This is a genomic window from Zobellia sp. B3R18, assembly GCF_018860715.1.
GTDB classification, from domain to species: Bacteria; Bacteroidota; Bacteroidia; order Flavobacteriales; family Flavobacteriaceae; genus Zobellia; species Zobellia russellii.
Window position 1 is genome coordinate 340,839 of sequence record NZ_JAHKQG010000011.1, and the last position, 20,899, is coordinate 361,737.

Genomic DNA, 20,899 nt, shown 5'->3' on the forward strand with positions numbered 1-20,899 from the left:
GAAATGTTAAACTTCTTCTGGGGACCTATTTTTCATCTTTTTGTATACGAAATAAAAGAGTCCTCCTACAAGAATATAGGGCAAAGCCATAAGGTATACAATGCCATTGTTTATACCTTCCGCTGCATCAACGTTACCACTACTTTCCAAAGCGGCACGACACATAGCACATTGCGCCTCCATATCTTGAGGAATCATTAAACTAGCTAAAAAAAGTAAGGCAAACAGGCTCTTTTTCATTCTCATATATTAAACAATTATCTTCTTCCTATTTTCTTCTAACTTATATAGTAAGGTGAAATCATAATGTACACCACAACCCCCGTAACCGCAACATACAACCATATTGGAAACGTAACCTTTGCCCATTTTCTGTGGCTTTCAAACTTTTCCAAATAAGCAAAAGCATAGGTTTTTAAGACCATAGGTATGATAGCGATTGAAAGAACAATATGCGAAATTAGAATAAAGAAATAGACATAGCGCATACCTCCTTCACCACCGTAGGATGTAGATTCTGAAGTCATATGATACGCAATATACATTACCAAAAACAACAGAGACAATCCAATACAACTGGTCATTATGTTCTGGTGTAATTTCTTTTTACCGTTTTTTATAGCCCAAACAGCCACAATCAACAGCACGGCCGTAAGTCCGTTTATTGAAGCATAAATTGGAGGCAAGAAACCAAGTCTTTCTACATTTGGTATTTTAACCCCAAACAATATGGCCACCACTACCGGTACAATTATAGAAACTACCGTAATTAATTTATTAAACCTTTTTTCCTTGGCTAGCGTCTCCTCCATCTATTCTGCTAATAAACGTTTGATATCTTCTTTTAAGATTGAAATCTGTTCCTTTTCACCGTGGTCATTTTCACCTTGCTTCTCTGTAATGGCACCACGGTAGTAAATGATAGGGTTTCCAAAATCGTCTTTTCTTGACCTTAAATATCCTTCTTTGTCCACTAAGGCAAACAGACCGGAATGCTCAAAACCACCTGGTGCATCCGGCATTTCAGAAGCAAAAATATTGAAACCGTTATTGGCCAAATCGTAAATCTGTTCTTTATCGCCGGTCATTAAATGCCAGTCCAAATCTGTAATTCCATTCTTTTCGGCATATGCTTTTAATACCGTAGGAGTATCAAAATCCGGAGTTATAGAAAATGAAGCTATTCCAAATTGGTCATTACCCTTGAATTGGCTTTGTATTTCAACCAGATTTTGGGTCATGATAGGACAAATAGAAGGGCAGCTCGTAAAGAAAAACTCCACAACAAACACTTTACCCTTATAATCCGAATTGGATATGGCCAAGCTATCTTGATTAATAAGATTAAAAGAAGGCACTCTTTTCTTTTCTCCATTTAAAGTGATGTAGGACAAAGTACTCTTTGCATTTTCCACATTCAAACGGTCGTTCTCTACAATGGTTCCACTAGAAATACGGTTTACAATTTTTGGTACGAAGATGATTCCAAAAACCAGTATTACCAAAGACACCCAAACGTACGTATACTTTTTCATTGCAGCATTTAAATCTAAACCGTTACTACTTTTGCCTATCGGCGCTATTCTTTTTTAGAGCCATGCGATATTCCGCCAATATAATCTTTACATCATCTTCCATTTTATTATTAAGTTCGGAAACCGATGAAGCATCAAAACCGTATAGCGTACCTTCCTTACCATCTTCCGTTCTGCCCCTAAGACTCAAATCTTTGTCTATAATAAAGGCATAGGGCGTGCTTAAATCGCTTTCAAGCTCTATATCCGTATTCAGCGAATTAAAAAAATCGGTTACTTGCTGGTCATTGCCAAAAACAAAGTTCCATTTTTTCATATCTACTAAATTCCCCAACTCCTTCTTTAACTCATCGGCCTGTGCCTCGGTTCCTTTTGGCATTACCATGACAAACTGAAAGTCTTTAAACTGATAAAAGCGCTTGTATATTTTTTGATTAAGGTTGAAGGCGTTACCATTTTTTCTATCTGGATTTTTACCCAAGAAACCTACCACGGTAATATTATCTTTAAGACTAACATTGGGATCCATGTGCGCAACGTCATCCACTCCTTCTGTCAAAACCGATAGCTTCCCAAAGTTAGTTACCCCTGAAGCAAAAAAGAGATATGCCACTATAGGCAAAATAAACAATACCACTAAGACCGAATACTTTTTTACCTGCATAACAAAAGAGTGCCGAACACCAAATTTAGTAAACCACAAAAATAAAAAAGACGGTTGTGAAACCGTCTTAGTATGCTGTTAATTTATTAAGATATTATTTTAGAAATTCCACTGTATGAAACCATCTTTGTATACGTTGTAAACATAATCCGCTTCAAAAAGAAGAATGAACAATAGATAAGCTACTAGAAAAATAGGAGTCCACACAATCGCCCTTCTCAAAGAACTCTTTTCATCACGTAAGTGCATAAAATCCCAAGCAATATAGTACGCCTTTACCAAAGTAAGGATTATGAATATCCAGTTCAACAACTTCATTCCAATAAAGTAGGAATGTGTTAATGACCTTGGTTTTACAATACCCAATACTACTTCAACCGCTGTAATAAGAGAAAGAAATATAAGTACTCCCCAAATTTTCTGGGTGTTGGACTTAAACTTCAACAGTCCTCTAAAAATTTCTAGTTTGTGTGCGTGCTGTGCCATATTATATAAATCTCAAATGCGTTATATATCGTTTTTTCAGGAAGAATAAATTATACCAAGTAGAAAAAGGTAAATACAAATACCCATACCAAATCTACAAAGTGCCAGTACAGACCAACTTTTTCAACCATTTCATAATGTCCTCTTCGCTCATAGGTTCCTAAAATCACATTAAAGAATATGATTACATTGATTATCACACCTGAGAAAACGTGAAAACCGTGAAAACCTGTTATAAAGAAGAAGAAATCTGCAAATAAACGACTACCATATTCATTACGAATTAAGTTAGCTCCTTCAACAACTAATTGTCCGTCCTTTATTTTCTTAAGAGACTCCTCTCTGTTGAGTAAAGTTTTATGCCCTTCATGCTCACCTTCCTGGACTATCGCCTCAGTTCGAATAAGAATGTTAGGATTAGCCTTAAAGCCTTCCATTACCTCGTTAAACGAATAACTAGGCATATATCCTTCATCAAAAAACCAAACTCCGTTCTTACGCTCATGTTCCGCACGCTCCGTAGGTATAGTCTTTGCAAAATCACGAATTGCAGCACGCTCGCCCGTTTCGGCATTTACAAATTGTAAAATACGGCCACCTTTAGTCTCAACCGCACCATAATCACCTTTTATAAACGTACCCCATTCCCAAGCCTGAGAACCTACGAATATAGCACCACCAATAATGGTAAGGAACATATACCAGATTACGGCGTTTTTCTTCATTTTATGTCCTGCATCTACAGCCAAAACCATAGTTACGGAAGACATAATAAGTATGAACGTCATGAAAGCCACATAAATCATGGGGTAATTACCATGAAAGAAAGGAACGTGGGTAAAGACCTCATCCGCTATTGGCCACGTTTCTATAAACTTAAATCTTGAAAAGCCGTAAGCAGCTAAAAAACCTGAGAAAGTTAAAGCATCAGAAACGATAAAGAACCACATCATCATTTTTCCGTATGATGCTCCTAGGGGACTATTTCCGCCACCCCACACGTTTTCTTCTGCCGTACCAGTTGTTACCGTTGTATCCATATATTTTGTAGTATGGTTAGATTTTGCACAAATTTATAGTTTTCTTATGTATCGTGAAAGCGCTATACACATGAAAAACCAACTTTATTTAATTTTATTACCCTACGAAGTACATAAATGCCAGTAAATAAACCCATAACAGGTCTAAAAAATGCCAAAAAGTTGCTCCCAAATCTACTCCTAAATGCTCTTGAGGGGAGTATTTACCCTTTACCTGATTGTATAAGACCACTAATAAGGATATAAGACCTGCCGCTACGTGCACAATATGCACCATAGCAATCAAGAAAACGTACGATAATTTAATGTTACTTGTTGGCCCCGTGAAATAGTATCCTGTGGCTATCATTTGGGAAAATCCGTTAAACTGAAACGCAACAAAGGCCATACCCAAACCCAATGTAGCCAACAACCAACGTGTCCCTACAGTAGCGCTACCGCTTTTTATGGCTTTTTTAGCCATAATATATGTTAGACTACTTGCAATGATCAATGCTGTACTCACAAAGAACGAACTTGGTAAATGAAGGTCACTGATCCAATCTTCACGGGAGCTACTTACAATATAAGCACTGGTCCACCCTGCAAAACCCATGATAAGGCTTACAATACCAAACCAGAGCATCATTTTTTTAGCCCTATCGTTCTTTTCTTTCCCCGTTCCTCTTGTTAAATCCATGATCATATTTAAATAAACTTATCTACTACGTAAACCACCTGCATTAATGTAATATAACTAACACTGGCCAACATTAATTTCCGTGCGGTAACGTTATCCCGTTTTTCGTACAAAAGAAAAGCGAAGACCAACATGACCATTCCCATTAAAAATATAATAATCGCTGCAGGAACGGAAAGTTCTAACCTACCTGTAAAACCAAATACGGGAACGATGGAAATAACCAACATCCAAATGGTATACATTATAATCTGCAATGCTGTGCCTTTGTCCTTTTTTCCAGTAGGTAACATTTTAAAACCTCCTCTTTTATAATCATCATCCAACATCCAACCTAAAGCCCAAAAATGAGGAAATTGCCAGAAAAACTGAATCATGAATAGTGTACCCGGCTCAATACCAAATTCATTAGTGGCAGCTACCCAACCCAGCATAAAAGGAATTGCCCCAGGAAAAGCCCCTACAAAAACCGCCAAAGGCGTCTTGGTTTTTAATGGTGTATAACAACTTGTATAGAGAAAAATGGAAATAGCCCCGAACATTGCGGTCTTAGGGTTCAGCACATAAAGGGAAACTACCCCTAGAACGGTAAGCAAAATAGCAATGAACAATGCTTTTCTAACGGACATCCTACCAGAAGGAATGGGTCTGTTCTGGGTACGTTTCATTAACGCATCCAAATCTTTTTCAATAATCTGATTGTAAGCATTGGATGCTCCAACCATACAATAACCGCCAAACGCCAATAACAAAAGTGAAACAAAATTAATCTGATCGGCTCCCAGTAAATAACCGGCCAAAGAAGAAAAAACCACACTAATTGCCAGTCTGGCTTTGGTAATCTCCTTAAAATCCGCCATTGCCAACGCCAGAGAAGGAGTTGTTGCCGTATTCACCGCTGTCTTCATTCATCTTTTTTCGAACCGCAAAGATAGCTTTCAACCTCTATTTCTGCAACCAATTGGACATCTTTATATTATACCATACAAAGCCATCAAAAATTAAAGAGCGATTATAAGGTTAATCAACAAAAAAAGGCCTGTCTACGTTGTAGACAGGCCTTGAATATATTTTGTAAGCGATGCTTATTGCAATTTAAATGTAATAGGAATACTGAATGGAACCCTTACAGCTCTACCACGTTGCTTACCTGGTGTCATTTTAGGAAGCTTACTAATGATACGAGCAGCTTCTTTTTCTAGGTTTTTGTCCGGTCCACGCATTCTAACGTTACCAATGCTACCATCTTTTTGAATGGTAAACATTACACTAACCCTACCTTGAACCCCCATTTCCTGGGCAATTTCTGGGTATCTAAAGTTTTTTCCGATATGCTTTTGCATCATCTTCTGGAAACAAGCCCTTTTATCAGACTCACTTTCACAACCTGGAAAAATAGGTACATCTTCAATAACTGCAAAAGGTACATCTACATCTTCTACCTCTTCTTCAACAATTACATCTTCAACTTCAATAATCTCTTCCTCCTGACTTGTCTCAGTAGATTCAATTACAGTTTCCTCAACCTCTTCTTCATCTTCAACAACTTCAATAATTTCAGGAGCCGCTGGTGGCGGTGGTGGCGGTGGCGTCTTAATCTGCTCCGTCATAGGAACTTCTTCGTCCAATTCATCATCTACATTCATTGAAATATCGTAGTCATTTGTCTTATCGTACGTTTTCCACTCTAGCGCACCATATACCAATGCCATTGTAAGTGCCAGACCAATAACAAAATAGAGTCCGCTATTGCGGCCTATATCTGCTTTCGGATTCTTTTTCGGTTCCATAATTTTGTGTTTTAATGTTTGCTAATTTAATTAAATATTCCTTTAACAAGCAACTAATTTTTCCATTTTAACCACCTTTCCTTGGAAAAAAGGGATTTAACGGCCAATGACCCTAAGATTGCACCCACACTATTTGCCAATGCATCTAGGATATCGCCATGACGATCTGCTGTAAAACTATACTGTAATACCTCAATAATTATACCATAAATAATAGCCCCCACTACGGCATATAAAACAGCCTTGCGTAGCTCCACACCTCCTTTTGTCCTTTCCTTGATAAATAGCACTGCCAAAAAAGCGGCCCCAAAGTAAAAAGAAAAATGAACTACCTTATCAAGGTTGGGTATATCTATATTAGCAGCTTCAGTATCAGAGAAAGAAACTAGGCTAAAAAAGGTAACAAATACCATCCAGCCCAAAAACGCAATCGTATACTTGTTGTTTTTAAGCACCAATGAGTGATTTGTAATCATCTGCAGACAAAAGATCGTCTACTTCAGAGGCGTCACTAATTTTAATTTTCACCATCCAACCATCGCCGTAAGGGTCAGAATTCACTTTTTCGGGAGCATCTTCCAAAGCTTCGTTGAATTCTATGATCTCTCCACTCAAAGGCTGAAACAAATCGGATACTGTTTTTACCGCTTCAACCGTTCCAAAAACCTCTTCTCTATCCAAGGTTTCATCTACGGTCTCTACTTCCACATATACAATATCGCCCAATTCACTCTGAGCAAAATCCGTAATGCCAACGGTAGCTACATCGCCATCTAATTTGATCCACTCGTGATCCTTTGTATACTTTAATTCTGCAGGTATATTCATGGTCTAATTTTTATGAAAACAAATGTATTGTTTTCTGAAAGAGTTTTCAAAAAAACAAGACCAAGTTAATGGGCAAAAGCCAAAAATTACCCTAACTTAATATTAGACTCAGGTATAGTGCACGATTTACACCTCTGCAACCTATTGGAAAGCTCATTAATTACCAAAATTATACCTAATAGTAAATCCTGAATTGATTGTAGTCTGAGGAAAAGCAGTAGATACAGCAAACTGCGAGAATGAATGATCATAGAAGAACAAGGCATTCAGGTTTTTGCTTAGCGCATAATCCGCAGTAAATTTAATGGACAGTAAGTTTTGACCTGATGTAATCTGGTTATTGTCAATATCTAAATTTCTAATTATAGTGATGTTGTCCCTAAGCGTAACATCTGCCTTTAAATTCAAATCCCCTTTTAAACGCGTCTTGTTTCCGCCAATGTTGGTAACAAACTTAACATCCTTAAACCTATACCCAAGACCTACGGTGTATTCCTTACCGTTCATTTCGGTCATAAGGTTATTATCAAAGCTAAGCGCCAAGGTTCTACTGGTTCTCATTTCGGCTAGAACACTTACGGAGTTTTTCATTTCAAAATCCATACGCACCAACGGGTTGAACTCATCGTTCAATACCACGTTGTTTAAAATAAGGTCTGGCATTCTATCTCCAGTCTCAGGGTCTAATGTAGACAAACCATCATTCTCTAGCTGTACTTTTTCTAGATTGGTCTGAAAAGAGTTTATACTGTAGGCTGCCCGATAACCGTGGCTCACAGAAAAACGCTGAAACCTTTTCTTGAACCACTTGTTACGCATAAGACCTGTAAACTTCAAATTCCAGTTAGGAATTGGGATATCACGGAAGGCATCTAAGTTCACACGCTCCGCATCCTGCCCTGTATATGCCGCAAAGAAAGCCGGCAACAACACATCTTGCTGAGTTTTACTGTACTTTTCAGGAAAACCTGTTTCTGGATTTATGTTTGCCACTTCTCCCCTATCCGCTACTAAACGATTGGCGATGATAATACGGTTTTGCTTAAACTGTTCAAACGTTTTGGAATCAAACTCGTCACTTTTATTGAAAATTGTTCCGAGCATTACTGTAGAAATACTAAAGTTCCCGTATTCGTTACCTAAAAGATTATTATACTCCAACGAACCGTCCGTATTACGTATAACACTAAAATTCTCCTGATAACTATTAGAAAACTGTCTATCCGCAGATAAATCTATCGTTAAATCTTTAATGGGCTGAGCCGTGGCCGTAATATTCAATTGTTTGTTGATATTCTGAATGTACTGCTCGTTAAACTCGTCAAAACCGGTCAACCATCCTTTTCTTGCGGCATCAAAACGCACATCTGCCTGACTACCAAAAACAAAACCGAACGAAGGTTTTAACGAACCTACGAAACCAACGGATTGCGTATACCCTGGGAGCACTTTACCTCTGCTTTCATTATAATTAAGGTTCAACCGTTTTACCATAGTGAGGATATCTACCGCCGTATTGAAAAGACCACTAGTTTTCTTTTCTGTCTTTTCACTGCCCGAGGCCGGGTTACCCGCTTTATCCCTTCGCACCGGAGCCCTATTGGCCGCAGATTTTCCACTTCGTTTTTTAAGCCCTATCATATCATAGAACTTCTGCATGGTAAGATTAGCAGTTAGGTTGTGCGTACTAGCGTTTTGTACTGTATTAATATCTTCCAACGCTACTTCCCTAAGTGCATCGCCACCACGCTGCCAATCAAAATTACTGGTATAGCTGTATTGTGCATTTATAAAATCCAGTACAGGAATTTTACTAAAAGGCAGGTCGTAGTTTAATTCTAATTGCTGGGCGTGCCTATTAGGCTCTCCCAAATCCCAAAAACCGTCCCAAAGTCCCAACGTCTCATCTATACGTTGGTCTTCATCCCCAGTACCGTTTACAAAATCTTCATAATAATTTCTTACGATGTGGTTGTTACTGGCGGTCATATTTAAACGGAGTGATTTGGTAAGGCTATAATTTACCGCATACTGCCAATTAAACTGATAATTTCTTTGTTGCAACGTTGGCAATTCCAATTTATCTACCCCTTCTTCCACAACATCCCTAAAACGTTGTTGGTTGAATTGCCTATCTATATTAGAATTAACCGATATACTGGTTGGCAACAGACTTAAGTTCAATTCTTTTAACCACCTCCAATACCGACTAGTAAACAGCGAGTCGTTTTTCATAAAAGGCGCCACTTCTACAGGCTTAAAATTATGGTTGTAAACCAAGCCTGCAGCAACGTTTTTATCCTCTAAAGAAGCAATTTCAAAATCTCTATGATTGGTTTCGTTGTACGAATAGTTAAAAGTAAAGTTCTCTACATCGTAAAAATTGGCATCGGCCTCTTCTCCTCTATCTTTGCGGACCCCTATAAAGTTTATACTGGTACGCTTGGTATAGTCTTCTGCTTGCTGTTCAATGGCCTTTGCATCTTCAGGGTTATCTGCAGCATCAATTCTGTCCTGTAACTTTAAATCATCATATACCGGGTCAAACTCAGGCGTAATCATTTGTTCCGATATACCGTAGTTGAACGGAAGTTGAATACCCCATTTATTAGGAAGTAACTGTCCGAGATTTACATTGGTAACTACATCATAGGAAAGCGCATCTTCACGAGCCCGTTCATTGGGCATCTGATCAATGGCCCCAAAACCTGAAGTACTGGTACTACCGGTTGCGGAGACATTCGCAAAATCTGCGAAGTTTGCATCTACGGCGGCCAATGCGGCCCAAGCACCTTCATTATCCAAACCTGCCAAACGAAGTTCATTGAACCAGACCTCTCCTCTTGCCGGGGTTCTACTTACATTCTTTACCCCTACCATCATACTACGGATACTTCCTAAAGAAGGGTTACCCTGTATTCCAATACGCAATCTACCTGGAGTTCTTGCCGAAAGCGGATCCACGGAAACCACTTCCCCGTCTATCACTTCAAAATACCTGATTTCACTTAAGTCCGTTCCCGAAATCCAAACCGACTTTACCTTATTAAGGTCTGCCAGCACAATTTCCATCTGGTTATTATCCGGCCAAATAGCTTCTTCGGAAGTAGCTCCAAAAGAGGTGAACTCCAACGGAATTTCCAACTGATAAAAGTTCTCGGAGAAATCAGTTCCTATTCTAAGAAAACCTACCAAAGGTTGGTCTACATCATAAATATCTGTCTCTAAAATTTTCTCGGCATGTATGAACATTTTTAATTTTTCATACTGACGCACATCTATATCAAGATTCTTAAATACACCTCTAGAATCTTGAGACTCCAAATTTTCCACCACCAAAGAAAGAGATTGCTCATTCTGTTGTATAATGGTATTGTTATTGTTCAATTGCTCACGAAGAACACCTGGAGGCAGCACATAAGGAATAGGACTTCTACTTTCGTTTTCCTGAATGTTAACCGCATTAACGTCTAAGGTAGTGGCATCATCTGCCGTATTTGGGTCATCTACATCAAGAGACTTAGTATAGGTTCTCCAATCTCCACGTACAAGATCTAACGTAGCAAAACGCAAAAGCACATCACTAGAGAAGCCGGTCATGTACATACGTAATGAGCTTATAGAGCGAAAATCATTGATACCACCTACTGCTTCGGTAAAATCACTTAACGGAATTTTATACTGGATCCATCGGGTACGCACTGTACTTTCATTAGGAATTCTATTTCCTGAAAGCACTAATGAATCACGAATGTCGGTTACATATTTATCGTTAATGGTCGTATTGGGTTTAATAGGAATCCGGTATTCATAGTAACTGTTTACCGTATTCATGGTCAAATCACGATCAATATCCTCTACATCCGGCAATGTGGTAGACCCTCTATTATCATTAGTTACCTCAACCGGCGAGTTTCCTTGCGGGTTGTTGAAGTTCAAATATCTATTAAGTATCCCGCCATCACGTTGCAAGAAGTATTCGTAGTTATCCAAAGCTGGATCTTCTGGATTATCGTCCCCATAAATTGCGGCTTCGGCTCCATCATTAAGACCATCAAAACCAAGATCTTGTTGTGAGCGACTGCCTTCATTAACATCAAAGGCATACACTAAGGCCTGGGTTGCCGGAACCGGACCCCACGTAGGATTTTCCGGTTTTACACTTCCCTCACCGTTAACTGGTAGTCCGTTTTCGTATTGCTTAAGGCCATCCGCCAAAATATCTTCGGAAATATTACCTAGGTTAAACACTAATTCTCCTTGACTTGTTGCAGTTCCTTCTAAATAAGGATCCATCACCCAAAACTGAACAAACTCAACATTGGCCTGCTCAAAATTGGTACTGCTCAAAGACCGCATGATACCACCCCATTTATCATTGGGAGATTCAGTACCAAAATTAGCATTTGCGTTATACGGGCCTTTTAACTCAGGGTAATACGCTAAATCTAATGTAGTCTGTTGACGCGTCTGTCCTTGAGCTACTTCAACCTGAGGAAAAACCTCATCTATAAATATCCTTCTTGTGGCGTTTGTGGAAATATCATTATCACTGATACTCGCAGGCCTTTGGTTGGTATAAAAGACAGGGTCAATAGAATACCAAGCCATTTTTGCCCTACCGAAACCAGTTTCCAAACCTTTTTGAGTGGGTGAATCCAAAAATTCCACCGGTGTACTTGCCAGTGCCCAACCCAAAGAAGAGCGGATATCAATTAGAGCCTGAGCCCCTTCAAAATCATCTAAGTATGTTGTTGTTTCCCCTTGAAAGTCGGCATTTTTAGGTGAACTAGGCTTTAACCAAGCAACTTCTCCCCTAACCGAAAGATTAGACGGAACGTCCGTATCTATATTAGGTAGTTTATTGACCAAACGGGTCAAGAAAGGAACTTCGGTTGAAAAATTTCCATTGATTCCGAATACGGTATTATTCACAGGCTCTACGCCAAAGTTGGACTTTTGCGTTAATGGCCTTTCATTTAGGTTTAATAAAGTGGCCCCTAAAACAAAATTCTTGTTGAATTGATGCTCTACGTTTACGCCTGTAAAACGACGGGTTTGCTGACCGAATACGGCATTATTTTCTACTGAAATATTAATCGGGGTATTGGATGCCTCCAAACTTGGATCAAGAATCTGAACCGTACCTGCCTGATAGTTTACCGTATAGTCTATACCTTCCTGCAACTGTCTTCCTCCAGCGGTAACACGCACAGAACCCCTGGGCACGTTAAAAGCTCCTATCGGAATGCCATTGCTTCCCTCTGACTTGTATCTACCTTTTAATAAGAACTTATCTTTTTCCGGGTTTTGTAAGGCCGCAGATTTGGTAAGCTCATACATATCCCTAAATACATATTTCTCTTGGTTGGCGTTATATCCGCTTTCGGTATTATAATCCCCACCACCTAAACGTTCAAAAAGATATTCCCCAAAAGGCTCAACTTTCGTAAATATAATTTGGCCGTTCTGCGTATCTACGGTTATGCCCGGAACAAAATCAAAAAAACCATCACCACCAGGTTGCACATCATTGTAGGCATTAAGTCTATCAAAATTAAAGATATCCAACAGTATGCGCTCTTGCAAAGGTTTTCCTCCATCCGTTTGGGCAGGAAAATCTTCAACCGGAGTAATATAGTTCCTTGGTGTTGGGTTAGAGTAAAGGATATTCATTTTAAAATCTTCCTGACTCAACCTAAAAGCACCAGTGGCATAAATATTCTTCATCATCAAATCCCAAATAGGATCGGACACATTGGTAATATTACTTTTCAGTAATTTCAGCACTAAGGTGTTATTATCAATAATAGGGTTTTCCAAAGATCCGGAAACCGTTGTTGCATCTACCCCACCATTGGCAAATTCACCAACCTGATATACTTTTCCGTTATAGGTATATTGAAAGGCTACCGCCAATACTTCGTCATTGCTTAAACGTTGGTTTAATGAAATGTAGCCCAATTGGGTATTAAATTGAAAATCCCTACCCTGCTCCAACTTTCTTGCGTTTTCAAGATAAGCGTAATCAAACCCTTGGTTAGGTTGGTAGCCCGAAACATTGAAACCTTGCTCAATGGTAGCCACATCACGAATACTCTGGGTAAGCGCTCCTCCTTGACCAATTAACGCAGGATTGTAATCATTTGCATCGTTACGTGGCAACTGGTTAGGTTGCCCTGAATTTACATTGAAAAATCCTGCAGGGGCATTCCCTGAGATTCTAGTCTTATTTTCACCTGCTAACAATGGGTCATATTCTCCCAAATCTTGAATACCAACTATATTACGAACGTTTAAGGTTTGCTGACTACGGTTGGTAACCCAAACCTCTAAACGGGTTATCTGTACTTGGCTCCTGATGTAGGGGTAGTTAACCAAAGCTGCATCATAATTATCCCTAAAATACTGGGCCAGAAAGAAATGCTTATCCTCATCATATTGAAGTGCCGAAACGGAAAATTCATTTACCGTACCACCGCCCTGTGCTACAACTGTATTATTTTGAGAACGCTGTTCCGAGAAAACTGCAGTAACCGTGGTCTTACCAAATTGAAGCTGAGTTTTTACCCCAAAAAGACTCTGTGCGCCCGTTATAAGGGAGCTATTGAGCGGCATGTTTACGTTACCCACCTCTATTGACTGAATGATATCGTCCTCCGTAGGTGTATAATCCAGTTTAACAATATTCTGAAAATCAAAAGTAGCTTCTGTGTCATAATTGGCCGTAACCTGTAATCTTTCGCCTATTTTACCAAGCATACTTAGACTTATACGCTGATCAAAATCAAAAGATAGATTGGTGCGGTTTCTTGGGGATAAAGAGGGGTTGTCATTTTTTTGCCAGATAACCCCTAGATCCATAGCCACGGATCCCTGTGGGATTACCTCTATAGTGTTACCTCCAAAAATGGATTGAAAAAAACTGTTGTTTACGTAAAAATTGGGAAGTAAGTTTTTTCTTGCTTCTTCACTACCTTCTTTTTTTCCGGCATAGGCATCGGATTTTTCTTTGAAGTAGTCCTTTATTCCTTCTTGGCGTACCAGCTCATAATATTGCTCGGGAGTAAGTATCACCGGGTATCCAATATCAAAATCACCTACCTTTTCAGAATAGATGTACATATTTAGATTTGGATCGTATTCGTATTTAGAGACAATACTTTCCGGGTTTTCCATTTTGAGCTTACCCAAAGAAAAACCGGTCTTTACGGAATCCACTTCCTGCTCTTCCCTATCTTCATTTTCTGTTTCTTGGGCGTACGATACACCGGAGGAAACGAGCAAAAATAAAAATAGGAGTGTAAGCTTAAATGGTGATTTAAGAAATAGTTTGGCCCCTGTTTTCAAACTTGTTATAAATTTTTAAGCGCAAGTTTAATAATGTTCTCTACGCTGAGCGAGGGGTCTTGGATAAGTACTTTGTCAACTACCTTTTCGGCGGATCTTCTTACAAAGCCAAGAACCTCTAAAGCAGATAACGCTTCTTCTTTATTTGTATTGTTCGTAGGAGCGGAAACTTCGCCTATATCGTAAACTTTTAAAATCTTATCCCTAAGGTCTAGAATTACACGTTGGGCCGTTTTGGCTCCTATACCTTTAATGGACTGAATTGTAGCCACGTCTCCATTGGCAATTGCGTCTCTAATTTGGGCCGGTTCCAATGAAGAAAGCATGGTCCGGGCCGTACTTGAACCAATACCTGAAACCGATAGTAAAAGACGGAAAATCTCGCGCTCTGATCTTTCGGCAAAACCAAAAAGCGTATGTGAGTCTTCCTTTACTTGAAGATGAGTAAACAAACTAATATTTTCCGAATCGCCTATCTTAGAAAAAGTGTTCAAGGAAATATTTACAAAATAGCCAACTCCAGCACATTCTATCACTACATAGGTTGGGTTTTTCTCTACAAGTTTTCCTTTAAGATGGGTAATCATATCCGGGGTGGTTTTGGGGAATTATTTTGCCCGGTCATTAGAACCGGGCAATTACTATTACTTGGCCTCTGTTTTGGCCTTTTTCCTTTTTTCTCTTTCCTGTGCATCTATAACAGCAACCGCCGTCATATTTACCATTTCATCTACGCTTGCACCTAATTGAAGGATGTGAACAGACCTTCTTAGACCAACCATAATAGGACCTATACTATCTGCTTGGTTCAGTTCTTTTAAGAGCTTATAAGTAATGTTCGCCGATTCCAAGTTTGGAAAAATTAGGGTATTTACCTTTTTACCCGCCAGTTTGGAGAACGGGAACTGACTCTGTAACAATTCTTTGTTCAGGGCAAAATCTGTTTGAATTTCGCCATCTACCACAAGACTTGGGTTGCTTTCATGTAAAATACGAACCGCTTCCCTTACTTTTTTTGCATGCGGATGGTTAGAAGACCCAAAGTTTGCATAAGACAGTAAAGCCAATACAGGGTCAAATCCAAAAGTTGAAGCCACATTTGCCGCATTTTGAGCTATTTCTGCAATTTCTTCCGCATTTGGATCTATATTGATAGAGGTATCTGCCAAAAATAATGGACCTCTATCCGTAATCATAATGTTTACCGTAGATACCTTCTTTACATTTGACGCTCTACCAATAACTTCCAAAATTGGTTTTACAACCGTTGGGTACGCTCTTGAATATCCAGATATCATTCCATCTGCATCACCTTCAAGCACCATCATGGCTCCAAAATAATTGCGCTCGCGCATTCTTATTTTCGCACTATAAAGTGTAGTGCCGCTACGCTTTCTACTTTCCCAAAACTTGGTTGCGTAGCGTATATGTTTCTCATCAAACTCTTTGGAAGTTGGATCCAAGATATCTATCTCGGCATCAAAATCCAATTCCTTTTTCAATTCTAAAATAATCTCTTTTCTACCTAAAAGAATAGGCTCAGCAATACCCTCTTCATGTACGATTTGAGCGGCCTTCAACACATCAAGATGGTCGGCTTCGGCAAAAACAATACGTTTTTTGTTCATTTTTGCCCTGTTGTGCAATAAGCGCACTACTTTGTTATCGTTCCCGGAACGTTGTAGCAGTTCTTCTTTATACCGGTCCCAGTCATCAATAGGGCTTTTGGCCACGCCACTATCCATGGCAGCTTTGGCCACGGCCGGTGGAATTTCAGAAATAAGACGTTGATCAAAAGGTTTGGGAATTATATATTCTTTACCGAACGTTAATCGCGTTTCCCCATAAGCAATGTTTACCTGTTCCGGCACGGGTTGTTTGGTAAGTTCGGCCAATGCCTTAACGGCGGCCATTTTCATTTCTTCATTAATAGCAGTAGCCCGTACATCTAGGGCTCCTCTAAAAATAAAAGGGAAACCAAGTACATTATTCACCTGATTAGGATGATCGGAACGCCCTGTAGCCATAATGATATCTTTCCTGGTCTTTATGGCCAAGTCGTAATCTACTTCAGGATTAGGGTTTGCCATGGCAAAAACAATAGGGTTTTCCGCCATTGAATTTAACATATCCGGTGTTACGATATCGGCTATGGAAAGTCCGATAAAAACATCGGCATCTACCATTGCTTCGGAAAGAGTATCAATTTTTCTATCCGTAGCAAATTCCGCTTTGGAAGCAGATAGATTTTCGGCATCTTTTCTGATAACCCCTTTACTGTCCAACATCACAATATTTTCGGCCTTTGCACCAAAAGCCTTATACAGCTTTGTACAGGAAACAGCGGCAGCACCAGCACCACTAATAACAATGCGGACTTCTTCTATTTTCTTTTCGGACAGTTCCAACGCATTTAACAAAGCTGCAGCAGAGATAATGGCCGTTCCGTGTTGATCATCATGCATTACCGGAATATCAAGCTCTTCTTTAAGCCTTCTTTCTATTTCAAAAGCTTCCGGAGCTTTTATATCCTCCAAATTGATGCCGCCAAAAGTAGGAGCGATCATTTTTACGGTCTCCACGAATTTATCAACATCCTCCGTATCAACTTCAATATCTATTCCATCTATATCCGCAAAAATCTTGAACAGCAATCCTTTCCCTTCCATAACTGGTTTTGAGGCCTCCGGACCAATATTACCAAGCCCCAATACGGCCGTACCATTGGATATAACGGCCACCAGATTTCCTTTAGAGGTATATTTATAGGCATTATCCTTATCCTTAGCAATTTCCAAGCAAGGTTCTGCTACACCAGGCGAATAGGCCAAAGCCAAATCTCGCTGGGTTGAATAAGGTTTTGTAGGAACGATTTTTATTTTGCCAGGTTGCGGTTTAGCATGATATATCAATGCTTCCCTTCTCTGTTTTTGATTACCCATAGGAATATTAGATTTAAGAAAACAAATTTAAGGGTATTCTTCGGATATGTGTAGCCAGTTTAGAGGATAAATTTCCAAGAATTTACGCGATTTACAGGTATAAAACCCAACTAGCCCATATTCTCCTTTTTGGCCTCCTTTACGTTCAACCGTAAAGAAAGAACCGCGGCAAGAACAAAAAACACCCCAGCGAACAATATAGCGTTAACGGCATTACCACCAAGAAGGTTCTTAAATATAGGTCCAAAAGTAAGCGTCTCTATTCCCATAGGAATAACAATCATCATATTTAAAATACCCATATAAACACCTCGTCTATCCTGAGGCACAATCTTGGAAACCATGGTATAAGGTATACCCATCATAGCCGCCCAACCTATACCGAATAGGACCATAGGAAACAGCACGGTAATAGGATCGGAAACATATGGGATAGCGAAAAGTGCTAGCCCTGTACCCAATAAACTGGCCGCGTAGACTTTTTTACTCCCGAATTTAAGCGCCAATGGTACCAATGCCAACGCTACGACCATAGTGGTAATATTGTACGTAGTGCTCATTTTTGCCGATTGCGCGGCAGCTCCGGACAAATCAAACCCCATAGTATTCATGAACAAAGGTGTTATAAACTGCCAATACACAAATAGGGCATACCATTGAAAAAGATAGACAGCAGAGAGTTTCCACATAAAAGAAGGCATTTCTTTTACCGCTTTGGCAATTTCTATGAAGGGCATATTAAAACGTTCCCCAAAAGAAAGGGCTTTATGAGCTTTGATTTCTTCCATTTCTTCTTCCGTAGGTGGAATTTCGGGAGTTTTTAATACGGACCAAAGAATGGTTGATACGGACAAAAAGGCTCCTATAAAAAAGGAGTAATACAACCACTTAGGTATGGAACCGGCTACATCCGCAACATCTCCGCCCCCAAACCAATCTTGGAACAAAAAAATGGATGCGTTGGCTAAAACAATACCGGCACCAACAAATAGACTTTGCATTTGGTACCCCAGACTCAATTGCTTTTCTGGCAACTTATCCCCTACAAAAGCACGGTAAGGCTCCATTGCCATATTGTTTCCCACATCTAAAATCCAAAGTAACCCTACTGCAAACCACAAGGCGGGACTTAACGGAAATGCAAAAAGGCAAAGACTACCAATAATAGCTCCAATCAGAAAAAACGGTTTACGCCTACCAAAACGGGGCGACCAAGTTTTATCCGATATAGCTCCGATAATAGGCTGAACGATCAAACCCGTTACAGGTCCAGCTATATTAAGAATAGGCAACATATCTTCCGATGCTCCCAAAAACAGAAAAACAGGATTGATTGCGGTTTGCTGAAGTCCAAAACTGAATTGGATGCCCAAAAAGCCGACATTCATGTTGAAAATCTGCCAAAAACTTAAACTCGGTTTTTTAATAAAGCTCATTTGAAGTTGGTTTTGGTATAAAAACTATCAAACAAGATAGCACAATAAATCATCGACCTGAAAAAACTTGTATAGAAAATATAAAAGATAACAAACTCTAACGTTTTCGTAGTTTGCTGTTTTATTTTAGAAATTTGATATTGCGCTGTAAACCTGAGAATTTAGTCCTTTTTACTGCCGACTTCTGAAAAACTTTTCGAAAAACATCTTCGGTAATTTCTTCCCAATCTTTTTTGGACATGGATAATAATTCCGGATGTGGATTGAACAAGGGTTCTTGGTGAGGTTTTGAAAACCGGTTCCACGGGCATACATCTTGACAAACATCACACCCAAAGGCCCAATCATCAAACTTACCCTCAAATTCCGTTGGAATTTCATTTTTGAGCTCAATGGTAAAATAAGAAATACACTTACTTCCGTCAACCACATAGGGCTCCACAATAGCTTCAGTTGGGCATGCATCTATACAAGCAGTACAAGTTCCGCAATGATCCGTAACCCTAGAATCATATTCCAAATCCAAATCAACAATAAGCTCGGCAATAAAATAAAAAGAACCTACCCTTTGGGTGAGCAGGTTGCTGTGCTTCCCTATCCACCCCAGGCCACTTTTAGCGGCCCATGCCTTATCCAGAACGGGCGCGGAATCAACAAAAGCCCTACCCCCAACTTCACCTATATTTTCAGAAATAAAATTTTGCAGCTCACGCAATTTGGATTTAATGACATGGTGGTAATCTTGCCCGTAAGCGTATTTGGATATTTTATATGTGTTTTCCTCTTGTGTGTTTTCGGGATAATAATTCAGCAGTAATGAAATGACGGATTTAGCCCCGTCTACCAAAAGACGTGGGCCTAAACGTTTATCAAAATGATTGGCCATGTACGACATTTCGCCGTGCATATTGTTATTGAGCCATTTCTCCAATCTAGGGGCTTCCTCCTCCAAAAAATCCGCTTTGGAAATACCACAAGACAAAAAACCGAGGCGTTTGGCTTCGGTTTTTATAAGTTCGGAATATTTCTCTTTAGAATTCATCTTAAAACAATCCTGGTTGCACTCCTCCTTTGAGCTTCCCCAAGTGTTTATATGCCAAATCTGTTACTTCACGGCCACGCGGTGTTCGCATAATAAAACCCTGCTGAATCAAGAAAGGTTCATATACTTCCTCTATGGTTTCGGCACTTTCGGAAACCGCCGTTGCCAATGTGGTAATACCTACGGGGCCTCCCTTAAATTTATCTATAATGGTAGTAAGAATCTTATTGTCCATTTCATCCAATCCGTGAGCATCTACGTTCAATGCCTTTAGACTAAATTTTGAAATATCAATATCTATGCTTCCATTACCTTTGATTTGAGCAAAATCGCGCACCCTTCTTAAAAGGGCATTACAAATTCTAGGTGTACCCCTACTCCTACCTGCAATCTCAATTGCAGCTTCTTGGGAAATAGGAACTTTTAGTATTTCTGCACTACGCTCAACTATGGTTGAAAGTAATTCCGTAGAATAATATTGTAAGCGGCTCTGAATACCAAAACGCGCACGCATGGGTGCTGTTAACAATCCCGAACGGGTGGTAGCCCCGATCAGTGTAAACGGATTCAGGTTTATCTGTACCGATCGTGCATTGGGGCCCGACTCGATCATAATATCAATTTTATAATCTTCCATTGCGGAGTACAGATACTCCTCTACTATTGGGCTCAAACGGTGAATTTCATCAATAAAGAGTACATCGCGCTCATCCAAATTGGTAAGCAGACCTGCAAGATCGCCCGGTTTATCCAAAACCGGTCCGGAAGTAATCTTGATGCTTACCCCCAGTTCACTCGCAAGAATGTGGGCCAAAGTGGTCTTACCCAGTCCCGGAGGGCCGTGAAACAAGGTATGATCCAATGCCTCTCCTCGTTGATTGGCGGCCTCCACAAAAACCTTTAAATTCTCCAATACCTGCTCCTGGCCCGTAAAGTCATCAAAACTTATGGGGCGCAAAGCTCTTTCTATATCAAATTCCTCAGGGGTAAAATTCTCTCCTTCGGCGTCTAAGTACTCATTCATATTAAGACAAAGATAGCAGAAAAAGAAACAAGCCCACTATACTTCACGCCCCTAATCTACCGTTTTCTATATGGCCATAGGCC

Annotated in this window: 17 protein-coding genes; all 17 read right to left on the reverse strand. The window is 39.7% G+C overall.

Annotated elements, in window-relative coordinates; genetic code table 11:
- Positions 1 to 6: 6 nt before the first annotated feature.
- The 17 genes from KO513_RS07970 to ruvB all read right to left on the reverse strand — a co-directional run bounded on the left by KO513_RS07970 (position 7) and on the right by ruvB (position 20,816).
- Positions 7 to 240 carry a hypothetical protein gene (locus KO513_RS07970; protein WP_215438497.1) on the reverse strand — a complete coding sequence of 78 codons (234 nt, stop codon included), beginning with the start codon at positions 238 to 240 and terminating at the stop codon, positions 7 to 9.
- Positions 241 to 278: 38 nt separating this feature from the next.
- Positions 279 to 812, reverse strand: coding sequence for a DUF420 domain-containing protein (locus tag KO513_RS07975; RefSeq protein WP_215912958.1), 534 nt, complete (start codon positions 810 to 812; stop codon positions 279 to 281).
- The gene (locus KO513_RS07980) at positions 813 to 1,535 is read right to left on the reverse strand and encodes an SCO family protein (protein ID WP_215912959.1); all 723 of its coding nucleotides are present in this window, start codon (positions 1,533 to 1,535) and stop codon (positions 813 to 815) included. It lies immediately after the preceding gene.
- A 25-nt stretch (positions 1,536 to 1,560) separates the two neighbouring features.
- Positions 1,561 to 2,199, reverse strand: a complete 639-nt coding sequence (locus KO513_RS07985) for a hypothetical protein (RefSeq protein ID WP_215912960.1) — start codon at positions 2,197 to 2,199, stop codon at positions 1,561 to 1,563.
- A gap of 99 nt (positions 2,200 to 2,298) precedes the next feature.
- Complete coding sequence (locus KO513_RS07990; protein ID WP_215438501.1) at positions 2,299 to 2,685, reverse strand: cytochrome C oxidase subunit IV family protein; 387 nt, start codon at positions 2,683 to 2,685, stop codon at positions 2,299 to 2,301.
- Positions 2,686 to 2,735: 50 nt separating this feature from the next.
- Positions 2,736 to 3,725, reverse strand: coding sequence for a cytochrome c oxidase subunit 3 (locus tag KO513_RS07995; RefSeq protein WP_215438502.1), 990 nt, complete (start codon positions 3,723 to 3,725; stop codon positions 2,736 to 2,738).
- A gap of 97 nt (positions 3,726 to 3,822) precedes the next feature.
- The gene (locus tag KO513_RS08000; protein WP_215912961.1) at positions 3,823 to 4,404 is read right to left on the reverse strand and encodes a cytochrome c oxidase subunit 3; all 582 of its coding nucleotides are present in this window, start codon (positions 4,402 to 4,404) and stop codon (positions 3,823 to 3,825) included.
- Between the two features lie 8 nt (positions 4,405 to 4,412).
- On the reverse strand, positions 4,413 to 5,312 hold the full coding sequence (gene cyoE, locus KO513_RS08005) for a heme o synthase (protein WP_215912962.1): 900 nt from the start codon (positions 5,310 to 5,312) through the stop codon (positions 4,413 to 4,415).
- Between the two features lie 177 nt (positions 5,313 to 5,489).
- Positions 5,490 to 6,194 (reverse strand): energy transducer TonB, encoded by a 705-nt coding sequence (locus KO513_RS08010; protein WP_215438505.1) that lies wholly within the window; start codon positions 6,192 to 6,194, stop codon positions 5,490 to 5,492.
- 53 nt (positions 6,195 to 6,247) lie between these two features.
- A complete protein-coding gene (locus KO513_RS08015) occupies positions 6,248 to 6,670 on the reverse strand; it encodes a VanZ family protein (protein WP_215912963.1) in 423 nt (140 codons plus the stop codon).
- A complete protein-coding gene (gcvH, locus tag KO513_RS08020) occupies positions 6,642 to 7,022 on the reverse strand; it encodes a glycine cleavage system protein GcvH (protein ID WP_215438507.1) in 381 nt (126 codons plus the stop codon). Before gcvH ends, KO513_RS08015 begins: the two co-directional genes overlap by 29 nt.
- Before the next feature lie 156 nt (positions 7,023 to 7,178).
- Positions 7,179 to 14,372, reverse strand: coding sequence for a T9SS outer membrane translocon Sov/SprA (gene sprA, locus KO513_RS08025; RefSeq protein WP_215912964.1), 7,194 nt, complete (start codon positions 14,370 to 14,372; stop codon positions 7,179 to 7,181).
- 5 nt (positions 14,373 to 14,377) lie between these two features.
- Complete coding sequence (gene ruvA / locus KO513_RS08030; RefSeq protein ID WP_215438509.1) at positions 14,378 to 14,959, reverse strand: Holliday junction branch migration protein RuvA; 582 nt, start codon at positions 14,957 to 14,959, stop codon at positions 14,378 to 14,380.
- Positions 14,960 to 15,016: 57 nt separating this feature from the next.
- Positions 15,017 to 17,314, reverse strand: coding sequence for an NADP-dependent malic enzyme (locus KO513_RS08035; protein WP_215438510.1), 2,298 nt, complete (start codon positions 17,312 to 17,314; stop codon positions 15,017 to 15,019).
- A 110-nt stretch (positions 17,315 to 17,424) separates the two neighbouring features.
- Positions 17,425 to 18,750 carry an MFS transporter gene (locus tag KO513_RS08040; RefSeq protein WP_215912965.1) on the reverse strand — a complete coding sequence of 442 codons (1,326 nt, stop codon included), beginning with the start codon at positions 18,748 to 18,750 and terminating at the stop codon, positions 17,425 to 17,427.
- 121 nt (positions 18,751 to 18,871) lie between these two features.
- Positions 18,872 to 19,792: a tRNA epoxyqueuosine(34) reductase QueG gene (queG, locus tag KO513_RS08045; RefSeq protein ID WP_215912966.1), complete on the reverse strand. Its 921-nt coding sequence runs from the start codon at positions 19,790 to 19,792 to the stop codon at positions 18,872 to 18,874.
- 1 nt (position 19,793) lies between these two features.
- Positions 19,794 to 20,816 (reverse strand): Holliday junction branch migration DNA helicase RuvB, encoded by a 1,023-nt coding sequence (gene ruvB / locus KO513_RS08050; RefSeq protein ID WP_215438513.1) that lies wholly within the window; start codon positions 20,814 to 20,816, stop codon positions 19,794 to 19,796.
- Positions 20,817 to 20,899 lie beyond the last annotated feature (83 nt).